Source organism: Mesorhizobium sp. M0715 (assembly GCF_040320355.1).
GTDB lineage: Bacteria > Pseudomonadota > Alphaproteobacteria > Rhizobiales > Rhizobiaceae > Mesorhizobium.
The window spans coordinates 168,033-187,762 of sequence record NZ_JAMYPL010000011.1 but is presented as its reverse complement, the minus strand read 5'-3'; the positions used below and the strand labels follow the sequence as shown (position 1 = coordinate 187,762).

Here is a 19,730-nt window from a genome sequence, read left to right as displayed (position 1 = left end):
CTGGCCTCCAATCCAGCCAGCATCTTGAATCACAAACATCCGGCTTTGGGAATCCTACGATTCTCTCAAAATAGGAATCGCTCTATTTCGCGGCCTCGATCTGTCCGCGGATTTCGCCGTCCCTGTTGGCTGCCGTGTGCAAATTGACATAATCCTTGCCGCCCATCAGGTCGGCGGCCTGCGCGTCGGTCAGCACGGCCGACCCTTTGATCGGGCTCTTGAGCTTGCCCTTGAACGGGATCGCCACCCCGGCGTTTTCACCCATCGCGGCTGGGCCGTGAATATGCCCGGCGGTCGCCGACCCGCTGAGGCCGGAATATTTGACGTTCCAGCTGAGTTTCTTCGTGGCCGTGTCGAAGGTAAGAGCTGCGGTGCCCTTGCCTTTTGTGGTCACCGGCGGGTTCTGCTGGGCGCCGTCGAGCGTCGCTTTCAGCTTCACCGTCTCGGCCAGGGCCGGCGCTGCCGTAAGGAAGGACGCCGAGATGGCCAGTGCCGAAAGCATCGGCGCCAAGGATTGGATACGCATGAGGATCTCCGTTTGCTGATGACATCCAGCCACGGCTCCCCGGCGCGCGGATGTATCGGCACAACGCTTATAAGAGCGAATGGCTGCGCGCGAGTAACACTTACGTGCAAACTAATGGACCGCGCGATACCCCGGATACGGGGAGCGTCAGACCGCCGCCAGCGCCTGCGTCAGGTCGGCGATCAGATCGTCCGGGTGCTCCACGCCGATCGACAGCCTGACCGTGGTCTCCAGCACGCCGATGCGCTCGCGCACCTCGAAGGGTATGCCCGAATGCGTCATGGCCGCGGGGTGGCTGGCCAAGGATTCCGTTCCGCCCAGGCTCACCGCCAGCTTGAAGATCTGCAGGTTGTTGAGAAAGGCGAAAGCCGCCTTCTCTCTGCCCTTGATATCGAAGGAGAAGGTCGAGCCGGCACCAGTGCATTGCGCCCTGTAGGTGCGACCAGCCGGCGTGTCCTCGCCCAGGAACGGCAGGTAATGCACCTTCTCGACCTTGGCATGGTCGCGCAGGAATTCGGCGACCAGCCGCGCATTGTCGTTGGCCCGCTCCATGCGGATCGACAGCGTCTCCAGCGAGCGGCCGAGCATCCAGCAGGAATGCGGGTCGAGCTGCGTGCCGATCGCGCCGCGCAGCGCCTTGATCGGCTTGGTGACCGCCTTGCCGCCCATGGCGGCGCCCGCGATCAGGTCGGAATGGCCGCCGACATATTTGGTCAGCGAATAGACGGACACGTCGGCGCCATGTTCGATCGGCCGCTGGAACACCGGGCCGAGCAGCGTGTTGTCGCAGACGACGATCGGCGTCGACCCCTGGCTCGCGCCGATCTCGTCGGCGATCTTCCGCATCAGCGCGATGTCGACCAGGCTGTTGGTCGGATTTGACGGCGTCTCGATCAGGATGACCGACACGCGGCCCTTCGCGACGGCGGCGTCGGAGGCCGTGCGCACCGCCGTCTCGTCGACGCCGTCCGCGAAACCGACAGCACCGATGCCGAAACTGGAGAGCGTGCGCGTCAAAAGCGTCTCGGTGCCGCCGTAAAGCGGCTGCGAATGAAGGATGACGTCGCCCGGCTTGATATAGGCGAGCAGTGTCGTGGCGATCGCCGACATGCCCGATGAAAACAGGATGCAGGCATCCGTCCCTTCATAGATTGCCAGACGGTCCTCAACGATCTCGCTGTTGGGATGGTTAAAGCGCGAATAGACCAGGCCGGACGCCGTGCCGCTCGGCGGCTCCTTGCGGCCGGAGGTGTAATCGAAGAAGTCGCGTCCTTCTTCCGCCGACTTGAACACGAAGGTCGAGGTCAGGAACACCGGCGGCTTGACCGCGCCCTCCGAAAGCTGCGGATCGAAGCCATAGCTCAGCATCAGCGTCTCCGGGTGGAGCTTGTGGTTGCCGATATGGGTTTTCGACGGGCGTGGCGCGGTCATGATGTTTCCTGCCTGTTCGAGTGAAATATTGAACGGCAATTTATGCGATCCTGCTCCACCAGTCCTTGCTATTTTTGGGCTCTCATGGCTGCATTCCCGCAACAAATTGCCCGGAGAGACCGAACTTGCAGCAGAAGATAGCCGACGATTTCGACCGCAAGATTCTGCGCGAACTGCAGGCAGACGCCCGCATCACCAACAACGAGCTTGCCGAGCGGATCGGCCTGTCGCCGTCGCCCTGCCTGAGGCGGGTGCGGCGGCTGGAGGAAACCGGAATTATCAGAGGCTACACCACGCTGGTCGATCTCTCAGCCTTCGGCTGGAACATGGTCGCCATCGCCACCATCCGGCTCAGCCGCCAGAACGAGGACGAGATCGTGATGTTCGAGGACGCGATACGCGGCTGGGAAGAGGTGCTGGAATGCCACCTCGTCACCGGCTCGCGCGATTATGTGCTGAAGGTGGTGACGGGAAGCCTCGAGCAGTACGAGCGCTTCATCAAGGAAAAGATCGCGCGGCTGAAATGCGTCGCCTCGATCGAAACCAGCTTCGTCATGAACACCATAAAAGAACGGCGCCTCTGACATTTCTGCCGGAGGCGCCGCTTTCTGGATAGATGTGTTGCCGACTAGGCTTACTTCACGGCCTTGTCGGTGATGGCAGTGGTGTAGGCGCCGGTCGGCTCCTTGGTGATGATCTTCTGGTCGAGCAGCGCCTTGGCGGTGCGCTCGTAGGTCGCCGGGTCGAGCTTGCCGTCGGCATTGTCGATCAGCTTGGCGACTTCGCTCATCATGCGCTTCTGGTGGTTCTCATCCTGGCCGCCGCCGTCCATGACGATGCCCGCGGCCTCGTCATTGTTGTCGATGGCGTATTTCCAGCCCTTCATCGAGGCGCGCACGAAACGCACCATCTTGTCTTCGAAGGCCGGATCCTTGAGCTTGTCTTCGGACGCATAGAGCCCGTCCTCGAGCAGGTCGTTGCCCATGGCCGAGTAGTTGAACACGGTCAGCTGTTCGGGCTTGTAGCCGGCGTCGATCAACTGCCAGTACTCGTTGTAAGTCATGACCGAGATACAATCCGCCTGCTTCTGGATCAGCGGCTGCACGTCGAAGCTCTGCTTCAAGACGGTGACGCCGTCCGGGCCGCCGTCGGTCTTGAGGCCGAGCTTGTTCATCCAGGCGTAGAACGGATACTCGTTGCCGAAGAACCAGACACCGAGCGTGTGACCCTTGAAGTCGGCTTCGGTCTTGATCGGGCCGTCCTTCGGGCAGACCAGCTCCATGCCTGCCTTCTTGAACGGCTGGGCGATGTTGACCAGCGGCACACCCTTTTCGCGGGCAGCCAGCGCACCGCCCATCCAGTCGACGATGACATCGGCGCCGCCGCCGGCGATCACCTGCTCGGGCGCGATATCGGGACCGCCCGGCTTGATGTCGACGTCGAGACCTTCGGCCTCATAGAAACCCTTGGCCTTGGCGACATAGTAGCCGGCAAACTGGGCCTGCGTGACCCATTTCAGTTGCAACGTCACCTTGTCGGCGGCCATTGCCTGGAACGCGGCGAGCGACATCGCGCCGGCCAGAACGGGAATAATCAGTCTTTTCATTCTTTTACCCTCTGAAGTTAGTGCCCTAAACCCACCGCCCCTATCCACCACGGACAGAGGGATGCCAAAACGTGACGGCTCTTTCGACAAGAGCGACCACGCCATAAAAGACCGAACCCGCAAGTGCTGCAACTGCGATTTCGGCCCAGACCATGTCTATGTTCATCCGCCCGACCTCGGTCGAGATGCGGAAGCCCATGCCGACGACAGGCGTGCCGAAGAACTCGGCGACGATGGCGCCGATCAGCGCCAGCGTCGAGTTGATCTTCAGCGCGTTGAAGATGAAGGGAGCTGCTGCCGGCAGCCTGAGCTTCAGCAGGGTTTGCCAGTAGCCCGACGCATAGGTGCGCATCAGGTCGCGCTCCATGTGGCCGGAGGCGGCAAGGCCGGCGACCGTGTTCACCAGCATCGGGAAGAAGGTCATGATGATGACCACCGCCGCCTTGGACTGCCAGTCGAAGCCGAACCACATCACCATGATCGGTGCCACGCCGATGATCGGCAGCGCCGAGACCATGTTGCCGATAGGCAAGAGCCCGCGCCGCAGGAACGGCACACGGTCGGCGAGAACCGCGGTGATGAAGCCGGCGCCGCTGCCCACCACATAGCCAAAGATCACCGCCTTGAAGATGGTCTGGCGGACATCGGCGCCGAGCACCGGCAGCGAACCGGCAATGCGTGCGCCGATCGCGCTTGGCGGCGGCAGCAGGATGAAGGGTATGCCGGCCCCGCGCGTCACCGCTTCCCAGATGATCAGTATCCAGGCGCCGAAGATGGCCGGGATGATCAGGCGCAACGCGGTCCGCGCCCATTTGGCGAAAGGACGCAACGACGACAGCACCGCCACGCAGCGCCAGCCAAGCAGCCATGCGGCCGCGAGCAGCAGGAAATACGGCGCCCGCGCCAGACCTTCGAAGCCGGCGATGCCGCCAATCAGCAGCCAGGCGACCAGATGCGCGCCGATGAAAAGCACAACGGCTTCGACGATGGACGGTATTCTGGCCATCGAGATCAAAGCGGCGACAAGCAGCACGCCAAAGATCAGCCAGTTCGTCGCCGCATAGGGATATATCAACGTCCCTGCGGGCTGCGCCAGTGCATCCACTTTCGGCACGGCGATCGCGCCGAGCGCCACCGCGATCAGGCACAACACGATCGCCAGCACCGCTTGCCAGGAGGGTTTCAGCCAGTTCATGCCGGCCTCCCGCCCATGGCGCGGTCGACGAGGCGCCCGGCAATGCCGACCACCATGACCAGAAGTGCGGCCACCACCGAACCGGCGACCAGCGCCGACCAGATGTCGATGGACTGGCTGTAATAGGCGCCAGCCAAAAGCTTGGCACCGATGCCGGCGACAGCGCCGGTCGGCAGTTCGCCGACGATGGCGCCGACCAGGCTTGCCGCCACCGCCACCTTCATCGAGGTGAACAGGAACGGCACCGAAGCCGGCACGCGCAATCTCCAGAAGGTTTGCGCACGACTGGCATTGTAGGTGTGCATCAGGTCGAGATGCATGATCTCGGGCGAGCGCAGCCCCTTCACCATGCCCACAGTCACCGGGAAGAACGACAGATAGGTCGAGATCATCGCCTTCGGGATCAGGCCGCTGATGCCGATCGCCCCCAGCACGACGATGATCATCGGCGCCACTGCCAGGATAGGAATGGTCTGCGAGGCGATGATCCACGGCATCAGGCTGCGGTCGAGCGTTGCCACATGCACGATGCCGACCGCAATGATGATGCCGAGCGCAGTGCCGAAGGCAAAGCCGAGCAGTGTCGACGACAGCGTCACCCAGGCATTGTAGACGAGGCTGCGGTTCGAAGTGATGGGCCGCAGGAAGGTGTTCTCGAAGAAATTCACCGCCACCTGGTGCGGCGCCGGCAATGTCGGCTTCGGCTGCGACAGCGTCTTGCCGATGAGTTGGCTGAACGTGGAGGTCTCATTGGCACGGCGGTCGAGATCGCGCTGGAACGGCGTGTTGAGGATGACGGCGAAAACATACCAGAGCACGACCACGCCGGCGAGGATCGAGGTGACGGGGATGAGTTTGTCGCGGAAGGTGTCCATCTAGCAGGCCTCGCCGGACAGGCGTGCGCTCTGCGTAACGCGAGCGACCCACCACGCGTTCGTCATCCTAGGGCGAAGCAAGGAGCGAAGCGACGCGGCGCAGACCCTAGGATCCATGCCGTTACCTCTCCGCTCCGCAACGGTGCCGAACATGATCCCCTCTGCCTCGCCCTGCTTGGCCGATATTCTCAACCGTTTTGGCCTTTCGGCAGACGTCACGGCATGGATCCTAGGGTCTGCGCTCGCCGCTTCGCATCGGCTCCGCCCTAGGATGACGAAGGCGCGGGTGGCCGCCCCCTCACCCGACCTCCGCTTCGCTCCGGCCACCCTCTCCCCGGTGGGGAGAGGAGGGAGCCCGTCGTTTGCTCCCTCAATCATCATAGCTGTGCCCTGCCCGCAGCCCGTCGCGCACGCGCGCTGCGATCGCCAGAAACTCCGGCGTCTCGCGGATGTCGAGCGGCCGCTCTCTCGGCAGCGTCGATTCGATGATGTCGCTGACGCGGCCCGGGCGCGGTGACATGACGACGATGCGCGTCGACAGATAGACGGCCTCCGGAATGGAGTGGGTGACGAAGCAGATCGTCTTGTTGGTGCGTCCCCACAATTCCAGCAATTGCTCGTTGAGATGATCGCGCACGATCTCGTCCAGCGCGCCGAACGGCTCGTCCATCAGCAGCAGGTCGGCATCAAAGGCCAGCGCACGGGCAATCGAGGCGCGCTGCTGCATGCCGCCCGAGAGCTGCCAGGGATATTTCTTCTCGAAGCCAGAGAGGTTGACGAGCTCGAGCGTGCGCTTGATACGCTCGCCTTGCTCCGCCTTGGACAGACCCATGATCTCCAGCGGCAGCCCGACATTGCGCTCGATCGTCCGCCAGGGAAACAGCGCGGCGGCTTGGAAAACATAGCCATAGGCGCGTTTCTCGCGCGCCTGTTCTGCTGTCATGCCGTTGACCGAAATCGTCCCCGAGGTCGGCTTCTCCAAATCGGCGATGACGCGCAGCAGCGTGGTCTTGCCGCAGCCCGAAGGCCCGATGAAGGAGACGAACTCCCCTTTGCCGATGGTGAGATCGACATTGGACAGCGCCTGCACCGGCCCGTCATTGGTCTGGAAGGTCAGTCCGAGTTTGCTTGCCGCGACGACGGCTGGCGAAGTCCCCGTCATCGGCTGCCGCCTGCCTGTTTCCGTCCCTGCGGCGGCTGGAATCCGATTGCTTTTATCGCGATGTTGTTTTCCACTCGCCCTGTCCCATTGGTCTTGTCCCACTCGATCGACGCCCGGAGTTTCCCCGATGTCGCCCAAACCCACTTGTCATCTTATCCGCCCTGAAAGCACTTATGAAGGCAAGCAGGGATTGACCTATTTCGCCGGCATTACCGCCGAAACCGTCGGCGCCTCCGGCATCTGCATGCACATGCTCACCATCCCGCCCGGCGCGCGCGCCAAGGCGCATATGCATGAGAGCCACGAGACGGCGATCTATGTGCTCTCCGGCGAAGTCCACACTTGGTACGGCGACCGGCTCGAGCATCATATCGTCACCAAGGCCGGCGACCTTTTCTATATTCCCGCCGGCGTGCCGCATCTGCCGGCCAATCTGAGCAGCGCCCCGTCTTCGGCCGTCATTGCGCGCACCGATCCCAACGAACAGGAAAGCGTCGTCCTGCTGCCGGAACTGGATGCGCTGGTCGCGTGAGGCCAGCATCGACGGAATGGCCGCCATCGGCACCGTCACGAACATAATTGCAGCGGCCCCATTTCCTCAAGGCCGGGGATGGTGACGAAGAAACCATCCTCCCCCTTGTTGGTGACCATGACGGTTTCGATTGTCGTTCCCGCCTCGCCTTCCGCCGAACAGGTCGCGCCAAGCGATTGCGCGCCCAGCACCGATGTCAATTGCTGTGTGAACCGGCAGCCGCTGCCATAGGTCTCGACGCCTTCGGCGGTCAGCACGATATAGGCATCGCTCTCCTGATAACCGGCTTTGACGCCGGCGCAGCCGACATCATTGCCCCAGGAGCCGGCCAGTAGGCCGTCCGCTGCTGCCGGACCTGAGGCAGTTGCCATCAGGACCAACGAAATGAGCGCGGCCGAACGCGCCAAGCTCAAACCCCGGTCGCCGGGATGCCGGTGCGTTCCACCTTGCGCGCCGCGGAGATTTCCTTCCACGTCGACAGCGCCCGGTTGACCGCCGCATTCGGCTCGCGGCCGACGAATTCTCCATGCCCGGGCTTGGCCTTGATCTCGGCCTCCTGGATCGACAGTTCGCCACGCGAGAACACGAACCGCGGCAGACCGGTCACCTCGAACCCTTCGAACACGTTGTAGTCGATGACGGACTGCTGCTGCTTAGAAGTGATCTTCTTCTTTCGCTTGGGATCCCAGACGACGATGTCGGCATCCGCGCCTTCGACGATGGCGCCCTTTTTCGGATACATGTTGAGGATCTTGGCGATGTTAGTCGAGGTCACCGCGACGAACTCGTTCATCGTCAGCCGGCCAGTGTTGACGCCTGTGGTCCACAGCACCGGCATGCGGTCTTCGAGCCCGCCGGTGCCGTTCGGGATCTTGGTGAAATCTCCGACGCCGTTGCGCTTCTGCTTGGTGGTGAAAGCGCAATGGTCGGTCGCCACCACCTGCAGCGAGCCCGCCTGCAGGCCCGCCCACAGCGAATCCTGGTGCAATTTGTTGCGGAAGGGCGGGCTCATCACGCGGCGCGCCGCATGATCCCAGTCTTTGTCGAAATACTCGCTCTCGTCCAGCGTCAGGTGCTGGATCAGCGGTTCGCCGAACACCCGCATGCCCTTCTGCCTCGCCCGGCGGATCGCCTCGTGGCTCTGCTCGCAGGAGACATGCACGACATAGAGCGGCACGCCGGCCATGTCGGCGATCATGATGGCGCGGTTGGTCGCCTCGCCTTCCACTTCGGGTGGCCGTGAATAGGCGTGGCCCTCGGGGCCGTTGTTACCGGCAGCCAGCAGCTTCTGCGACAGGGCGGCAACGACGTCGCCATTCTCGGCATGCACCAGCGGCAGCGCGCCGAGATCGGCGCAGCGCTGGAACGACGCATACATCTCGTCGTCGTCGACCATCAGCGCGCCCTTGTAGGCCATGAAATGCTTGAACGAGGTGATGCCCTTGTCGACGACAGTGGCCATCTCGTCGAACACCTGCTTGCCCCACCAGGTGATCGCCATGTGGAAGGAGTAGTCGCAGGACGCCTTCGAGGTCTTGTTGTCCCACATCTGCAAGGCTTCGAGCAGCGACTGCTGCGGCGCCGGCAGGCAGAAATCGACCACCATCGTCGTGCCGCCGGAGAGCGCCGCGCGCGTGCCGGATTCGAAATCATCGGCCGAATAGGTGCCCATGAACGGCATTTCGAGATGGGTGTGCGGGTCGATGCCGCCCGGCATGATATAGCAGCCGGTGGCATCGAACTCGTGGTCGCCATGCAGGCCCGAACCGATGGCCACGATCTTGCCGTGCTGCATCAGCACATCGGCCTTCCAGGTGCGGTCGGCAGTGACGATGGTGCCGTTTCGGATGACTTTGGTCATTGGTTGTTCCCTTGTTCTTGCCGCGCTTCTTACGAGCGTCTCGGTAGTGTTTCAGATCGGTTCAGGACCGAAGCGGCGGCGCTACATGACTCCAACTTCTCCCAATATCTCCTCGATGCAACCATCGAAAGAGTTCGCCAGATCTCCGGTCGAAAACCGCAATACACGATAGCCCTGTCGGCCAAACCATGCGTCGCGTGTCCGATCCTTCTCCATTTGCTCCGGCGTGAAGTGATGCTCTCCATCCACCTCGATAACGAGGTTCTTCTCATGCAGAACAAAGTCAGCAACGTAAGGGCCGATCGGTGCCTGCTTTCTGGCGTGTAAACCGTATAGGCGACGGAACTCCTTCAACTCGGACCAGAGCTTCCGCTCGCCTTCCGTCATGTTCCGACGCAGGACCCTGGCACGTTCGATAGCAGCAGGATCAATTCCGGTCGGTGCCAAGAGTACCCCCCACCCTCAATCGCTCCCCGCAAGGGAGGGAGACTTGGCGTCGCGCTATCACAGCCCGACGTTCAAAGCCTTTGAAAGAATGCATAAAAAGGATTCTTGCGAAGGTGGACCCCCACCCTAACCCTCCCCACAAGGGGGAGGGAACGCTGCCGCGAGCCCAAACTTTCCTCTCGGTGTGGAAACGTAGACAATTTGCCAAGATTAGCACCAACGGAGGTCCCCCTCCCCCTTGTGGGGAGGGGTTAGGGGTGGGGGTACAGCGCCGACCTCTCACCCGACGATCTCCGCCGTCTCCACCACCGCGTGGAACAAAACGTCCGCGCCCGCCGAAGCCCATTCCTTGGTGATCTCCTCGGCCTCGTTGTGGCTGAGGCCATCGACGCAAGGGCACATCACCATGGCGGTGGGCGCGACGCGGTTGATCCAGCAGGCGTCGTGGCCGGCGCCGGAGACGATGTTGCGGTGGGAATAGCCGAGGCGTTCGGCGGCATCACGGATCGCCTTGACGCAGCCGGCATCAAAGGTCACCGGATCGAAAGCGCCGACCTGGTCGATCTCGTAGCGGATGTCGAGTGCATCGCAGATCATGTCGATGCCTTCGCGGATGCGGCCGTCCATCGCGTCCAGCACTTCCTTTTCCGGCGAGCGGATATCGACGGTGAAGACGGTGCGCCCGGCAATGATGTTGCGCGAATTGGGATAGACCTCCATGTGGCCGACGGCGCCGACGGCATCGGGCTGGTAGTCCATGGCGATCTCGTGCACCAGTTCGATCACCCGCGCCATGCCGAGCCCGGCATTGCGGCGCTTGGGCATCGGCGTCGAGCCCGTGTGGGCTTCCTTGCCGGTCAGCGTCACCTGCAGCCATTTAAGGCCCTGGCCATGGGTGACGACACCAATGTCGATATCTTCGTCCTCGAGGATCGGACCCTGTTCGATATGCAGTTCGAAGAAGGCGTGGATCTTACGGTCGCCGACCTTCTCGCTGCCTTTCCAGCCGATGCGCTCGAGTTCCTCGCCGAATTTCTTGCCCTGTTTGTCGACATGCCCGTACACATCGGCCTGGTCGAGCACGCCGGCGAACACGCCGGACGCCATCATCGCCGGCGCGAAGCGCGAGCCCTCCTCGTTCGTCCAGTTGGTGACGACGATCGGATGTTTGGTCTTGATGCCGAGATCGTTGAGAGAGCGCACCACTTCAAGCCCACCCAGCACGCCGAGCACGCCGTCATACTTGCCGCCGGTCGGCTGCGTATCGAGATGGCTGCCGACATAGACCGGCGGCAGGCTGGGATCGGTGCCTTCGCGGCGCGCAAACATCGTGCCCATTTCATCGACGCCCATTTCGAGCCCGGCCGCATCGCACCAGCGCTTGAACAGATGCCGCCCTTCGCCGTCTTCGTCGGTCACGGTCTGACGATTGTTGCCGCCGGCAATGCCGGGGCCTATCTTCGCCATCTCCATGATGGAATCCCACAAACGGTCTGAATTGATTCGCAGATTCTCGCCGGGTGCGGCCATCTTGAGTTCCCATCTACACCAGGGTTCTTGTCGCCCCTTGAGTGATTTACAGCTTGACCGTATGGTCAGCTTTTAAACTACACAACCTGACCAAGCGGTCAACTAGAATCTTGGGGTAGACATGGCAGAACCCACCCGCCCCATGCGGCGACAGGAGATCCGACGAGAGAATGAAAAAACCATTCTCGTCGCTGCCGAGAAGGTGTTTGCGGAGGCAGGGTTCGGCGGCGCCACGATGCAGTTGATCGCGGATCTGGCGGGACTGCCGAAGGCAAATCTCCACTACTATTTCGCCACCAAGGAAGAGCTTTACCGGTCGGTAGTTCAAAACATCTTTGAAATCTGGCTACAGGCGGCCAATTGCTTCGACGCGGCGCGCGGACCCATAGACGGCATCAGTGCCTATATCGACGCCAAGATGGAAATATCACGCCGCCATCCTGACGGCTCGAAGGTCTGGGCCTCTGAAGTGATGCACGGTGCGCCGGTGCTTCAGGACTATATGGAATCGACGCTGCGCGAATGGACGGACGGCCGCGTCGAGATCATCAGGCGCTGGATCGAGGAAGCCAAGATGGACCCGGTGGATCCGCGCCATCTGCTCTATATGCTTTGGGCTACGACCCAGCACTACGCCGATTTCGGTCACCAGATCGAGACGCTCAATGGCGGCAAGCCGCTGTCCGACCGGCAATGGCGGGAAGCCAAGGAAAATATCAAGCGGGTGATCCTGACCGGGATCGGCGCGTTGCCCGCCTGACTGTAACCGTTCGTTGCAGCAAAAGATCAGGTCGGCGCGCTGCCGCGCCGACCCCACCCGCCCGCTTCGCGGCGACCCTCTCCTCCAGGGCGAGGGATATCCGCGTCGGTCCGTCAATCGATGGACCTCAGCACTTCGCGCACATGGTCGATCAATTCGTTGATCTGGCCCTTGGTGATGATCAGCGGCGGCGACAGCGCGATGATGTCGCCGGTGGTGCGGATCAGCGCGCCGCGCTCGAACGCCTTGACGAAGGCCGAGAAGGCCCGTTTGGTCGGCTGGCCGGCGATCGGCGCCAGCTCGATCGCACCGATCAGGCCGATGTTCCTGATATCGATGACGTTCGGCTCGCCTTTCAGCGAATGCAGCGCGTCTTCCCAGTACGGCGCCAGCTCCTCGCCGCGGGTCAGCAGGCCCTCTTCCTTGTAGGTGTCGAGCGTGCCGAGTGCAGCCGCGCAGGCAATCGGGTTGCCCGAATAGGTGTAGCCGTGGAAGAACTCGATCATGTGCTCGGGGCCGGTCATGAAGGCGTCGTGGATCTCCTTCTTCACGAACACCGCGCCCATCGGGATGACGCCGTTGGAGACGCCCTTGGCGGTGGTCATGATGTCGGGCGTGACACCGAAATAGTCGGCGGCGAACGGCGTGCCGAGACGGCCGAAACCGGTGATGACCTCGTCGAAGATCAACAGGATGCCGTGCTTGGTGCAGATCTCACGCAGCTTCTGCAGATAGCCCTTCGGCGGCAGGATGACGCCGGTGGAGCCGGCGACCGGCTCGACGATGACGGCGGCGATGGTCGAGGCGTCATGCAGGGCGACGATGCGCTCCAGTTCGTTGGCGAGTTCGGCGCCATGTTCCGGCACGCCTTTGGTGAAGGCGTTCTTCTCGGGCAGATGCGTGTGCGGCATGTGGTCGACGCCGCCGAGCAGCGTGCCAAACATCTTGCGGTTGGTGACGATGCCGCCGACCGAGATGCCGCCGAAATTGACGCCGTGATAGCCGCGCTCGCGGCCGATCAGACGGGTGCGCGAACCTTCTCCCTTCACGCGGTGATAAGCGATCGCCATCTTGAGCGCGGTTTCGACCGATTCCGAACCGGAATTGGTGAAGAAGACATGGTCCATCCCCTTGGGCGCGAGGTCGACCAGGCGGTTGGCCAGTTCGAACACGATCGGATGGCCCATCTGGAAGGCCGGTGCATAATCGAGTTCGGCGGCCTGATGCTGGATCGCTTCGGTGATCTTCGGCCGGCAATGGCCGGCATTGACGCACCACAGGCCGGCGGTGCCGTCGAGCACCTTGCGGCCGTCGCTGGTCGTGTAATGCATGTCCTTGGCGGACACCATCATGCGCGGCGCCTGCTTGAACTGCCGGTTTGCCGTGAACGGCATCCAGAATGCGCTGAGATCGTTCGGCGTGACTTTCAGCCGGTTGGACATGACCAGGACTTCCCCTTGTAAACTGTTTCGCTGCGCCCAACGCTTGGTCTTTGCCGCGTTTTCATGCTACGCAAATTTTTGACCGATTGGACAAACGTTAGCACCGCCCTCTCAGCGGTCAAGGATTACTAGCGGAAATGCGGCACCTGAAGTGCGTTCCACAGGCTAGGGAAAAACTGGTCCAGAGAATTGGTCCAGAGGACCCTCAACACGAGGGCTTGCAACGGTGACCATCGCCACGGACGCCCCTCGCCGCACCCGCATCCAGCAGGAAAAGCGCGAACTCATCCTGGAGGCGGCGCTCGAGGTTTTCTCCGCCAACGGTTTCCGCGGCTCGACCATCGACCAGATCGCCGAAGCCGCAGGCATGTCGAAGCCCAACCTGCTCTATTATTTCCGCCGCAAGGAAGACATCCACGAAACGCTGATGCAGCGCCTGCTCGACACCTGGTTGGCGCCGCTGCGCGAACTCGACGACATTGGGGATCCCCTTACCGAACTGCGCAGCTACATCAGGCGCAAGCTGGAGATGGCGCGCGACTTTCCGCGCGAGAGCCGGCTGTTCGCCAACGAGATCCTGCAAGGCGCGCCGCGCATCATGCCGCTGCTGGCCGGAGAGTTGAAGACGCTGGTCGACGAGAAGGCGACCGTCATCAAGGGCTGGATGCGCGCTGGCAAGATCGCCAAGACCGATCCGTGGCACCTGATCTTCTCGATCTGGGCAACGACGCAGCATTATGCCGATTTCGACGTCCAGGTCCGCGCCGTGCTCGGGCCGAACCGCGGCGGCGACGGCCGCTTCGAGGATGCGGCCCGCTTCCTGGAACAACTGTTTCTTGATGGGCTGAAGCCGAAGACCTGACGCTTCAGGCGCTGCGCCGCTTGGCCGGCAGTTCATCCAGCAATGTCTGCAGCTTGGCGATCGAATTCTGCTCGGCGAGCGGCGTGTAGACGATCAGCTTCATGTCCGAGCCGTCGCCGATCGACAGGCTCATATGCTCGAAGCTCATGGCGCCCGCGCTCGGGTGCCGGACATGTTTCACCCCCGACAATCGGTGCGCGACGTCGCGCTGCGGCCACCAGGCACGAAATTCGGGGCTCGAACGCGTCATCAACTCGATCAGCCGCTCGAAATCCGGATCGCCGACATAGCGGGCGCTCGCGGCCCGGAACGAGGCCAGCACGGTGCGCGCCAGTTGCTCCCAGTCGACCAGCAGGCGCCGGTGGTGCGGGCTGGTGAACACCATGTGGACGATGTTGCGGGCATCCCCTTCCAGCAGGCCATAGTCGCCGAACACCGCCACCGCCGCCGGGTTCCAGGCCAGCACATCCCAGCGCCGCCCGACCACATAGGCCGGCTGCAGCACCAGGCTCTGCAGCATGTGCAGCAAGGGGCCGTCGACCCTTTCCGGCGCCACGGCACGGCGCTCCGGCTGCTGGCGGTCGGCAAGGATGAACAGATGCTGTTTTTCGGCGGCGTCGAGGCGCAGTGCTTCGGCGAGTGCCGTCAGCACCTCGACCGAGGGCCTGACCTCCCGCCCCTGCTCCAGCCATGTGTACCAGGTGGTGCCGACGCCGGCGATCATCGCCACCTCCTCGCGCCGTAGTCCCGGCGTACGCCGCCTGAGACCGGTGGCGATGCCGGTGGCCGAGGGCGTCAGCCTTTCGCGGCGCGAGCGCAGGAAGGCGCCGAGTTCGCGCCGGCGGCTGTCTTCAGCGGAGTGGTTTGGGGCCGCGTGGGGTTGGGACTCCATGCGCCCAGTATAGCAGTATTGATACCAGGATAAAGTTTGAACTGTTTGGCTCGCGCCAACTGTCCCATCTTCCGTTCAGAGCAACAGAACGGAGGCTCTGAACATGGAACTCAAAGACAAGACGATCCTCATCACCGGTTCGACCGATGGCGTCGGCCGCGTCGTCGCGCAACGGCTCGGCGCCGCGAGCGCCCGTGTGATGGTGCATGGCCGCGATGCGAGGCGCGGCAAGGCTGTTGTCACCGAGATCGAAGCGGCCGGCGGCATGGCGGAGCTTCTGGTCGCCGACCTCTCTTCGCTGGCCGAAGTGCGCCGGCTTGCCGAGGCGGTGCGCGCCCGGACGGGCCGGCTCGACATCCTCGTCAACAATGCCGGAATCGGCACGGCGGGCCAGGGTGCCAAAAGGCAGGTCAGCGCCGACGGCTACGAACTGCGCTTCGCGGTCAACTACCTCGCCGGTTTTCTGCTGACATCGGAGCTTCTGCCGTTGCTGAAGGCGAGTGCGCCGGCCCGCATCGTCAATGTCGCCTCGGCCGGACAGCAGGCGGTCGATTTCAGCGATGTCATGCTGACCCGCTTCTATGACGGCGAGCGCGCCTATTGCCAGAGCAAGCTGGCGCAGATCCTGTTCACCGTCGATTTGGCCGAACAGTTGAAAGGTACCGGCGTCACCGTCAACGCGCTGCACCCAGCGAGTTACATGAATACCACCATGGTCCGGCAGGCTGGTGTGACGCCGTGGAGTTCGGTCGAGACCGGTGCCGAGGCCATCCTCAACCTCGCCGCCTCACCCGCGCTCGACGGAAAAAGCGGCCTCTATTTCGACGGCCTGCGGGAATCCCGTGCCGACGCCCAGGCTTATGACGCCAAGGCAAGGCAACGGCTGCGAAGCTTGAGCCTCGATCTCATCGACCCGGCCTCCCTCACATCGAAGGAACAGCATTGATGACCAAGACAATCGAACACACCGTCGTCATCGGCGGCTCGTCCGGCATCGGCCTGGCGACGGCACGCAAGTTGCTCGGCCCGGACATGAAGGTGACCATCACCGGGCGCAACGAGGAGAAACTGAAGAGCGCTTGGAAAAGCCTTGGCGGCGCTGCCGGGAAGGCTGCTTTCGACGCCGCGAAGCCGGACGAGGTCCGCCAGTTCTTCGAGAGCCTCGGGCCTTTCGACCATCTGGTGCTGGCGGCCAGCGGCGGCAAGGGCCTCGGCCCCTTCCCGACGCTTGACCTGAGCGACATCGGCAGTGGCGTGGAGGAAAAGGTCCGCCCGCAGCTGTCTTGCCTGCAGGCCGCCTTGCCGACACTCAACAAGGCCGGCTCGGTCACCTTCATCTCGGCGGTGTCGGCGCAGCTCGCGGCGCCGGGCGTCGCCGGTATCGCCGCCATCAACGGCATGCTGTTGACCGTGGTGCCGATCCTGGCGGTGGAACTGAAGCCGCTGCGCGTCAATGTCGTGGCGCCGGGCGTCATCGACACGCCATGGTGGGATTTTCTGGCCGAGGAGCAAAAGCAAACGATCTTTGCCGACTATGCCGGCAAGACCCCGGTCGGCCGCGTCGGCCGGGCCGAAGACGTAGCCGACGCAATCGCCTTCCTCGTCTCCAACGGCTTCATGACCGGCCAGGTGCTGACCTGCGATGGCGGCCTGCGATTTGCGGCATAGGAACAGCGATTATCGGGCTCCGGCGGGACCCTTAATTGGCCTTCTTTGGAACACGGTCGTTCTCGTCCGCAGGCCTGTCGCCTGTCGGTTTTGCCGAAACAGGCTTTTCCGGCACATGGGAATAGTCAGATGTATCCGCCCCATACATCTTGTTGTCGACCGCTTCTTGCCAGCTGAAATCCGCGTCCGACGGTGAAACGTCGGCAATCTCATGGCGGGAGGAGCGAGAGTGCAGCCAGTTCGGGGTGATCTCTCGGACCAATTGTGCAAAGCGTCCCATCGAAACCGTTCCTTTCCTTGTCTTTTCCAGGAGGCGCGATCGCGGTGCGTCAGCTGGACCTAAAGTTGACCTCTCAGCCAGGCTAGCGTCTCGGCAACGCCGACCAGCCCGTACTGCGCGGTGGTGTGCGCCGGTGGCTTGACCCGTATCGATATGCCGCCCGCATCATTGACGGTTTCGAAGCCGTTTTCGTCCGACGTGTCGTCGCCCAGGAAGACCGGGCGACGGCCCGTGAATGGCGCGATCTCCATGAAACGCCGGATCGCGGCGCCCTTGGCGGCCTCCAGCGGCAGCAATTCCACGCCGGCGTTGCCGGCAACCACCCGGTAGCCCTTTGGCAGCGTGGCCAGCGCCTGCTCGACAAGCTGCGTCGCGCGGGGAAGCAGATGGGGGGCGGCGCGCGTGTGGATGGCCAGCACCCTTCCCTTACGCTCGATATAGGCCCCACGACCGAGCTCGGCCTCGATCTCGTCGGCAAGGGCCGCGATATCCGCCGGCTCGTCCGCGACTTCGACGTCGTCGTCCGGGAGAAGCCGGTGCTCCAATCCATACAGCCCGGCCGCGCGCAGTTTCAAAGGCTGAAACAGATGGTCGACAGCCGCAACGGACCGGCCCGTGATGAACGCCAACGCCCCGTCCAGCTTGCGGTCCAGGCCTTGCAGCAAGGAGCGAAGCTCGTCGCTGACCGAGACGGCGTCCGGGTGTTCGGCATGTTCCAGCAGGGTGCCGTCGATGTCGAGGAACAACGCCCATTCGCCGGTCAGCACAGTCTGCGGTTTCGGCATGACGGCCTGCGGCTTTTGCGGGCTTTCGCTGATCATCTTTTGCAGGACCTCGTTCATGACATGACTACCCGTTTGCGCTCGAACATGGACACGACATTGTCGACGCTAGGCGGCCGCTCACCGACACCGGTTACCCGGTCGAGGTCACCGCGCTTGCGCAAACGCGCTGCATCCAGAAGCATGCTGCCGGCCCAGCGATAGACATTGTTGTTGCGGATCGTCTCGCGCATGGGCCGCATGCGCTCGCGCTGTTCGTCTGAAGTCATGATCAGCGCCTGCAACAGCGCTTCGCTCATCATGGCGGCGTCGTAAGGGTTGACGATCAGCGCCTCCAGCAATTCGCGCGAGGCGCCGGCGAAGGTGCTGAGCATCAAGACGCCCTGTTCGTCGTCGCGCGCCGCGACGAATTCCTTGGCGACCAGGTTCATGCCGTCATGCAGGCTGGTGACCATGCATATGTCGGCGGCGCGATAAATCTCGTAGACTTGTTCCTGTGAGTGATGCTCGGCCACCATGACCACCGGCCTGTAACCCTCGCTGCCATAGCGTTGGTTGAGCTCCTGGGCATAGCGGTGGCATTCGTCGTGGAGCAGCTTGTAAGCCGGCAGCGTGCCGCGGCTGGGGGCCGCGACCTGCAGGAAAACCAGCTTTCCGATCCATTCAGGGTATCGCTTGAACAATTCGTCCAGCGCCTGAAATCGATCCAGAATGCCCTTCGTGTAGTCGAGACGCTCGACGCCCACGGCCAGCTTCACATCCGCCTTCAGTCCGAACCTATTGCGCAGGCGGGCCCGGCAGTCATCGACGTCAGGCAATTTTGCCAACAGGTCGGCCGGCCATTCTATCGAGATGGGATAGGCGTGCACCAGCGTCGTCTGGCCACCGTAGGAGATCGCCGCATCGGCCCGCTCGATGCGGCTTTCCAGGAAGCGATCGACGCTTTCGGTGAAATTGTTGGCGTGGAACTGGGTGTGGAAGCCGATGATCGAACTGCCGAGCAGCCCCTCGAGGATGCGTTCACGCCAGGGACAGATGCTGTACACTTCCGAATTCGGCCACGGGATATGCCAGAAAGTGATGACGATCGCCTCCGGCAGGCGCTCGCGGATCATGCGCGGCAGCAGCGCGAAGTGGTAATCCTGGACCAGCACGATAGGCCGCTCGTTGCGCGCTTCGGCAACCACCGTGTCGGCGAACTTCCGGTTGACGGCCTCGTAGGCCCCCCAGTCCGAGGCGCGAAAAATCGGCCGGGTGAAGGCGATATGGCAAAGCGGCCAGAGGCCCTCATTGGCGAAGCCGAGATAGTAGCCCTGATGCTCTTGCTCCGTCAGCCAGACCCGGCGCAGCGTGTAGGACGGATGGCCGGGAGGCACCTGTACCCGGTCGTGGTCGTCGACGGTGAGGCGGTCCGCCGTTCCGCCGCCATAGGCGATCCAGGTGCCGCCACAGGCGCGGGTGATCGGCTCGAGCGCCGACACCAGCCCGCTGGCCGGCACCAGCAATTCGACGCCATCATCCCTGATGTTGTGGATATAGGGTTCCCGGTTGGACACCACGATGACCTGCGCATCGGGCAGATCGTCGGCGAGGATCTTGCGCAATGTCTCGGGCGACCACGTCACCAGCGCCGCATCGGCCGATTGGCCGTTCTTTTCGAACTCACGTATCACCTTGCGCGCCGCCTCCGCGGCCACGTCTTCGCCCGCTGTATGGGCAACCGCCGGAGGGTGGCTGCGGCGCTGCCGCGATAGGGAGAGGAATACGGCAAGAGCGGAAAAACCGAGGCTCGCGAAGATCAGAACCCAGAGCAGTTCCGCACCGTAGTTTGTCATTGAATGTCAACTCACCCGGCCGTCGGCGACCGTTTTTTCGTGTT

General features: G+C 62.8%; 21 protein-coding genes. 6 read left to right on the top strand and 15 right to left on the bottom strand.

Annotation, left to right across the window (positions count from 1 at the left end):
- Positions 1 to 82 precede the first annotated feature (82 nt).
- Together NKI21_RS16155 and NKI21_RS16150 are read right to left on the bottom strand one after the other, a co-directional pair.
- Positions 83 to 526: a CHRD domain-containing protein gene (locus NKI21_RS16155; protein WP_352443077.1), complete on the bottom strand. Its 444-nt coding sequence runs from the start codon at positions 524 to 526 to the stop codon at positions 83 to 85.
- A 147-nt stretch (positions 527 to 673) separates the two neighbouring features.
- Positions 674 to 1,957 carry a cystathionine gamma-synthase family protein gene (locus NKI21_RS16150; RefSeq protein ID WP_352866266.1) on the bottom strand — a complete coding sequence of 428 codons (1,284 nt, stop codon included), beginning with the start codon at positions 1,955 to 1,957 and terminating at the stop codon, positions 674 to 676.
- Between the two features lie 125 nt (positions 1,958 to 2,082).
- Between NKI21_RS16150 and NKI21_RS16145 the strand changes: the two genes are divergently transcribed.
- A complete protein-coding gene (locus NKI21_RS16145; RefSeq protein ID WP_352733805.1) occupies positions 2,083 to 2,541 on the top strand; it encodes an Lrp/AsnC family transcriptional regulator in 459 nt (152 codons plus the stop codon).
- A gap of 50 nt (positions 2,542 to 2,591) precedes the next feature.
- On the opposite strand, the gene NKI21_RS16140 is transcribed toward NKI21_RS16145, so the two are convergent.
- The 4 genes from NKI21_RS16140 to NKI21_RS16125 all read right to left on the bottom strand — a co-directional run bounded on the left by NKI21_RS16140 (position 2,592) and on the right by NKI21_RS16125 (position 6,795).
- Positions 2,592 to 3,563, bottom strand: coding sequence for an ABC transporter substrate-binding protein (locus NKI21_RS16140; protein WP_013894623.1), 972 nt, complete (start codon positions 3,561 to 3,563; stop codon positions 2,592 to 2,594).
- A gap of 40 nt (positions 3,564 to 3,603) precedes the next feature.
- Positions 3,604 to 4,758 (bottom strand): ABC transporter permease, encoded by a 1,155-nt coding sequence (locus NKI21_RS16135; protein WP_352866262.1) that lies wholly within the window; start codon positions 4,756 to 4,758, stop codon positions 3,604 to 3,606.
- Positions 4,755 to 5,633 carry an ABC transporter permease gene (locus NKI21_RS16130; RefSeq protein WP_352722500.1) on the bottom strand — a complete coding sequence of 293 codons (879 nt, stop codon included), beginning with the start codon at positions 5,631 to 5,633 and terminating at the stop codon, positions 4,755 to 4,757. The genes NKI21_RS16135 and NKI21_RS16130 overlap by 4 nt, the downstream gene beginning before the upstream one ends.
- 370 nt (positions 5,634 to 6,003) lie before the next feature.
- Positions 6,004 to 6,795 carry an ABC transporter ATP-binding protein gene (locus NKI21_RS16125; protein ID WP_127272369.1) on the bottom strand — a complete coding sequence of 264 codons (792 nt, stop codon included), beginning with the start codon at positions 6,793 to 6,795 and terminating at the stop codon, positions 6,004 to 6,006.
- A 127-nt stretch (positions 6,796 to 6,922) separates the two neighbouring features.
- Between NKI21_RS16125 and NKI21_RS16120 the strand changes: the two genes are divergently transcribed.
- Positions 6,923 to 7,327 (top strand): cupin domain-containing protein, encoded by a 405-nt coding sequence (locus NKI21_RS16120; RefSeq protein ID WP_127296050.1) that lies wholly within the window; start codon positions 6,923 to 6,925, stop codon positions 7,325 to 7,327.
- A 35-nt stretch (positions 7,328 to 7,362) separates the two neighbouring features.
- On the opposite strand, the gene NKI21_RS16115 is transcribed toward NKI21_RS16120, so the two are convergent.
- The 4 genes from NKI21_RS16115 to NKI21_RS16100 all read right to left on the bottom strand — a co-directional run bounded on the left by NKI21_RS16115 (position 7,363) and on the right by NKI21_RS16100 (position 11,165).
- Positions 7,363 to 7,698: a hypothetical protein gene (locus NKI21_RS16115; RefSeq protein ID WP_245273279.1), complete on the bottom strand. Its 336-nt coding sequence runs from the start codon at positions 7,696 to 7,698 to the stop codon at positions 7,363 to 7,365.
- Positions 7,699 to 7,736: 38 nt separating this feature from the next.
- Positions 7,737 to 9,188 (bottom strand): dihydropyrimidinase, encoded by a 1,452-nt coding sequence (hydA, locus tag NKI21_RS16110; protein WP_352866258.1) that lies wholly within the window; start codon positions 9,186 to 9,188, stop codon positions 7,737 to 7,739.
- 81 nt (positions 9,189 to 9,269) lie between these two features.
- On the bottom strand, positions 9,270 to 9,635 hold the full coding sequence (locus NKI21_RS16105; RefSeq protein ID WP_127296053.1) for an endonuclease domain-containing protein: 366 nt from the start codon (positions 9,633 to 9,635) through the stop codon (positions 9,270 to 9,272).
- A gap of 279 nt (positions 9,636 to 9,914) precedes the next feature.
- A complete protein-coding gene (locus NKI21_RS16100; RefSeq protein WP_352866255.1) occupies positions 9,915 to 11,165 on the bottom strand; it encodes a Zn-dependent hydrolase in 1,251 nt (416 codons plus the stop codon).
- A 121-nt stretch (positions 11,166 to 11,286) separates the two neighbouring features.
- On the opposite strand from NKI21_RS16100, the gene NKI21_RS16095 reads away from it, so the two are divergent.
- On the top strand, positions 11,287 to 11,925 hold the full coding sequence (locus tag NKI21_RS16095; protein WP_013530908.1) for a TetR/AcrR family transcriptional regulator: 639 nt from the start codon (positions 11,287 to 11,289) through the stop codon (positions 11,923 to 11,925).
- Between the two features lie 113 nt (positions 11,926 to 12,038).
- Here NKI21_RS16095 and aptA read toward each other — a convergent pair whose 3' ends face one another.
- Positions 12,039 to 13,367, bottom strand: coding sequence for an omega-aminotransferase AptA (gene aptA / locus NKI21_RS16090; protein WP_352866252.1), 1,329 nt, complete (start codon positions 13,365 to 13,367; stop codon positions 12,039 to 12,041).
- A 226-nt stretch (positions 13,368 to 13,593) separates the two neighbouring features.
- Between aptA and NKI21_RS16085 the strand changes: the two genes are divergently transcribed.
- Complete coding sequence (locus NKI21_RS16085) at positions 13,594 to 14,229, top strand: TetR family transcriptional regulator C-terminal domain-containing protein (protein ID WP_023813192.1); 636 nt, start codon at positions 13,594 to 13,596, stop codon at positions 14,227 to 14,229.
- A gap of 4 nt (positions 14,230 to 14,233) precedes the next feature.
- Here NKI21_RS16085 and NKI21_RS16080 read toward each other — a convergent pair whose 3' ends face one another.
- Positions 14,234 to 15,121 carry a helix-turn-helix transcriptional regulator gene (locus NKI21_RS16080; protein WP_128303454.1) on the bottom strand — a complete coding sequence of 296 codons (888 nt, stop codon included), beginning with the start codon at positions 15,119 to 15,121 and terminating at the stop codon, positions 14,234 to 14,236.
- A 103-nt stretch (positions 15,122 to 15,224) separates the two neighbouring features.
- On the opposite strand from NKI21_RS16080, the gene NKI21_RS16075 reads away from it, so the two are divergent.
- Positions 15,225 to 16,067: an SDR family NAD(P)-dependent oxidoreductase gene (locus NKI21_RS16075; RefSeq protein ID WP_128303453.1), complete on the top strand. Its 843-nt coding sequence runs from the start codon at positions 15,225 to 15,227 to the stop codon at positions 16,065 to 16,067.
- The gene (locus NKI21_RS16070; RefSeq protein ID WP_128303452.1) at positions 16,067 to 16,789 is read left to right on the top strand and encodes an SDR family oxidoreductase; all 723 of its coding nucleotides are present in this window, start codon (positions 16,067 to 16,069) and stop codon (positions 16,787 to 16,789) included. The genes NKI21_RS16075 and NKI21_RS16070 overlap by 1 nt, the downstream gene beginning before the upstream one ends.
- 31 nt (positions 16,790 to 16,820) lie before the next feature.
- On the opposite strand, the gene NKI21_RS16065 is transcribed toward NKI21_RS16070, so the two are convergent.
- The 3 genes from NKI21_RS16065 to NKI21_RS16055 are packed head-to-tail and all read right to left on the bottom strand — an operon-like array spanning position 16,821 to position 19,686.
- Entirely contained in the window at positions 16,821 to 17,069 is a 249-nt protein-coding gene (locus tag NKI21_RS16065) for a hypothetical protein (protein WP_128303451.1), read from the bottom strand.
- Positions 17,070 to 17,128: 59 nt separating this feature from the next.
- Positions 17,129 to 17,890 carry a trehalose-phosphatase gene (gene otsB / locus NKI21_RS16060; RefSeq protein ID WP_502895270.1) on the bottom strand — a complete coding sequence of 254 codons (762 nt, stop codon included), beginning with the start codon at positions 17,888 to 17,890 and terminating at the stop codon, positions 17,129 to 17,131.
- A 17-nt stretch (positions 17,891 to 17,907) separates the two neighbouring features.
- Positions 17,908 to 19,686 (bottom strand): alpha,alpha-trehalose-phosphate synthase (UDP-forming), encoded by a 1,779-nt coding sequence (locus tag NKI21_RS16055; RefSeq protein ID WP_352866247.1) that lies wholly within the window; start codon positions 19,684 to 19,686, stop codon positions 17,908 to 17,910.
- Positions 19,687 to 19,730 lie beyond the last annotated feature (44 nt).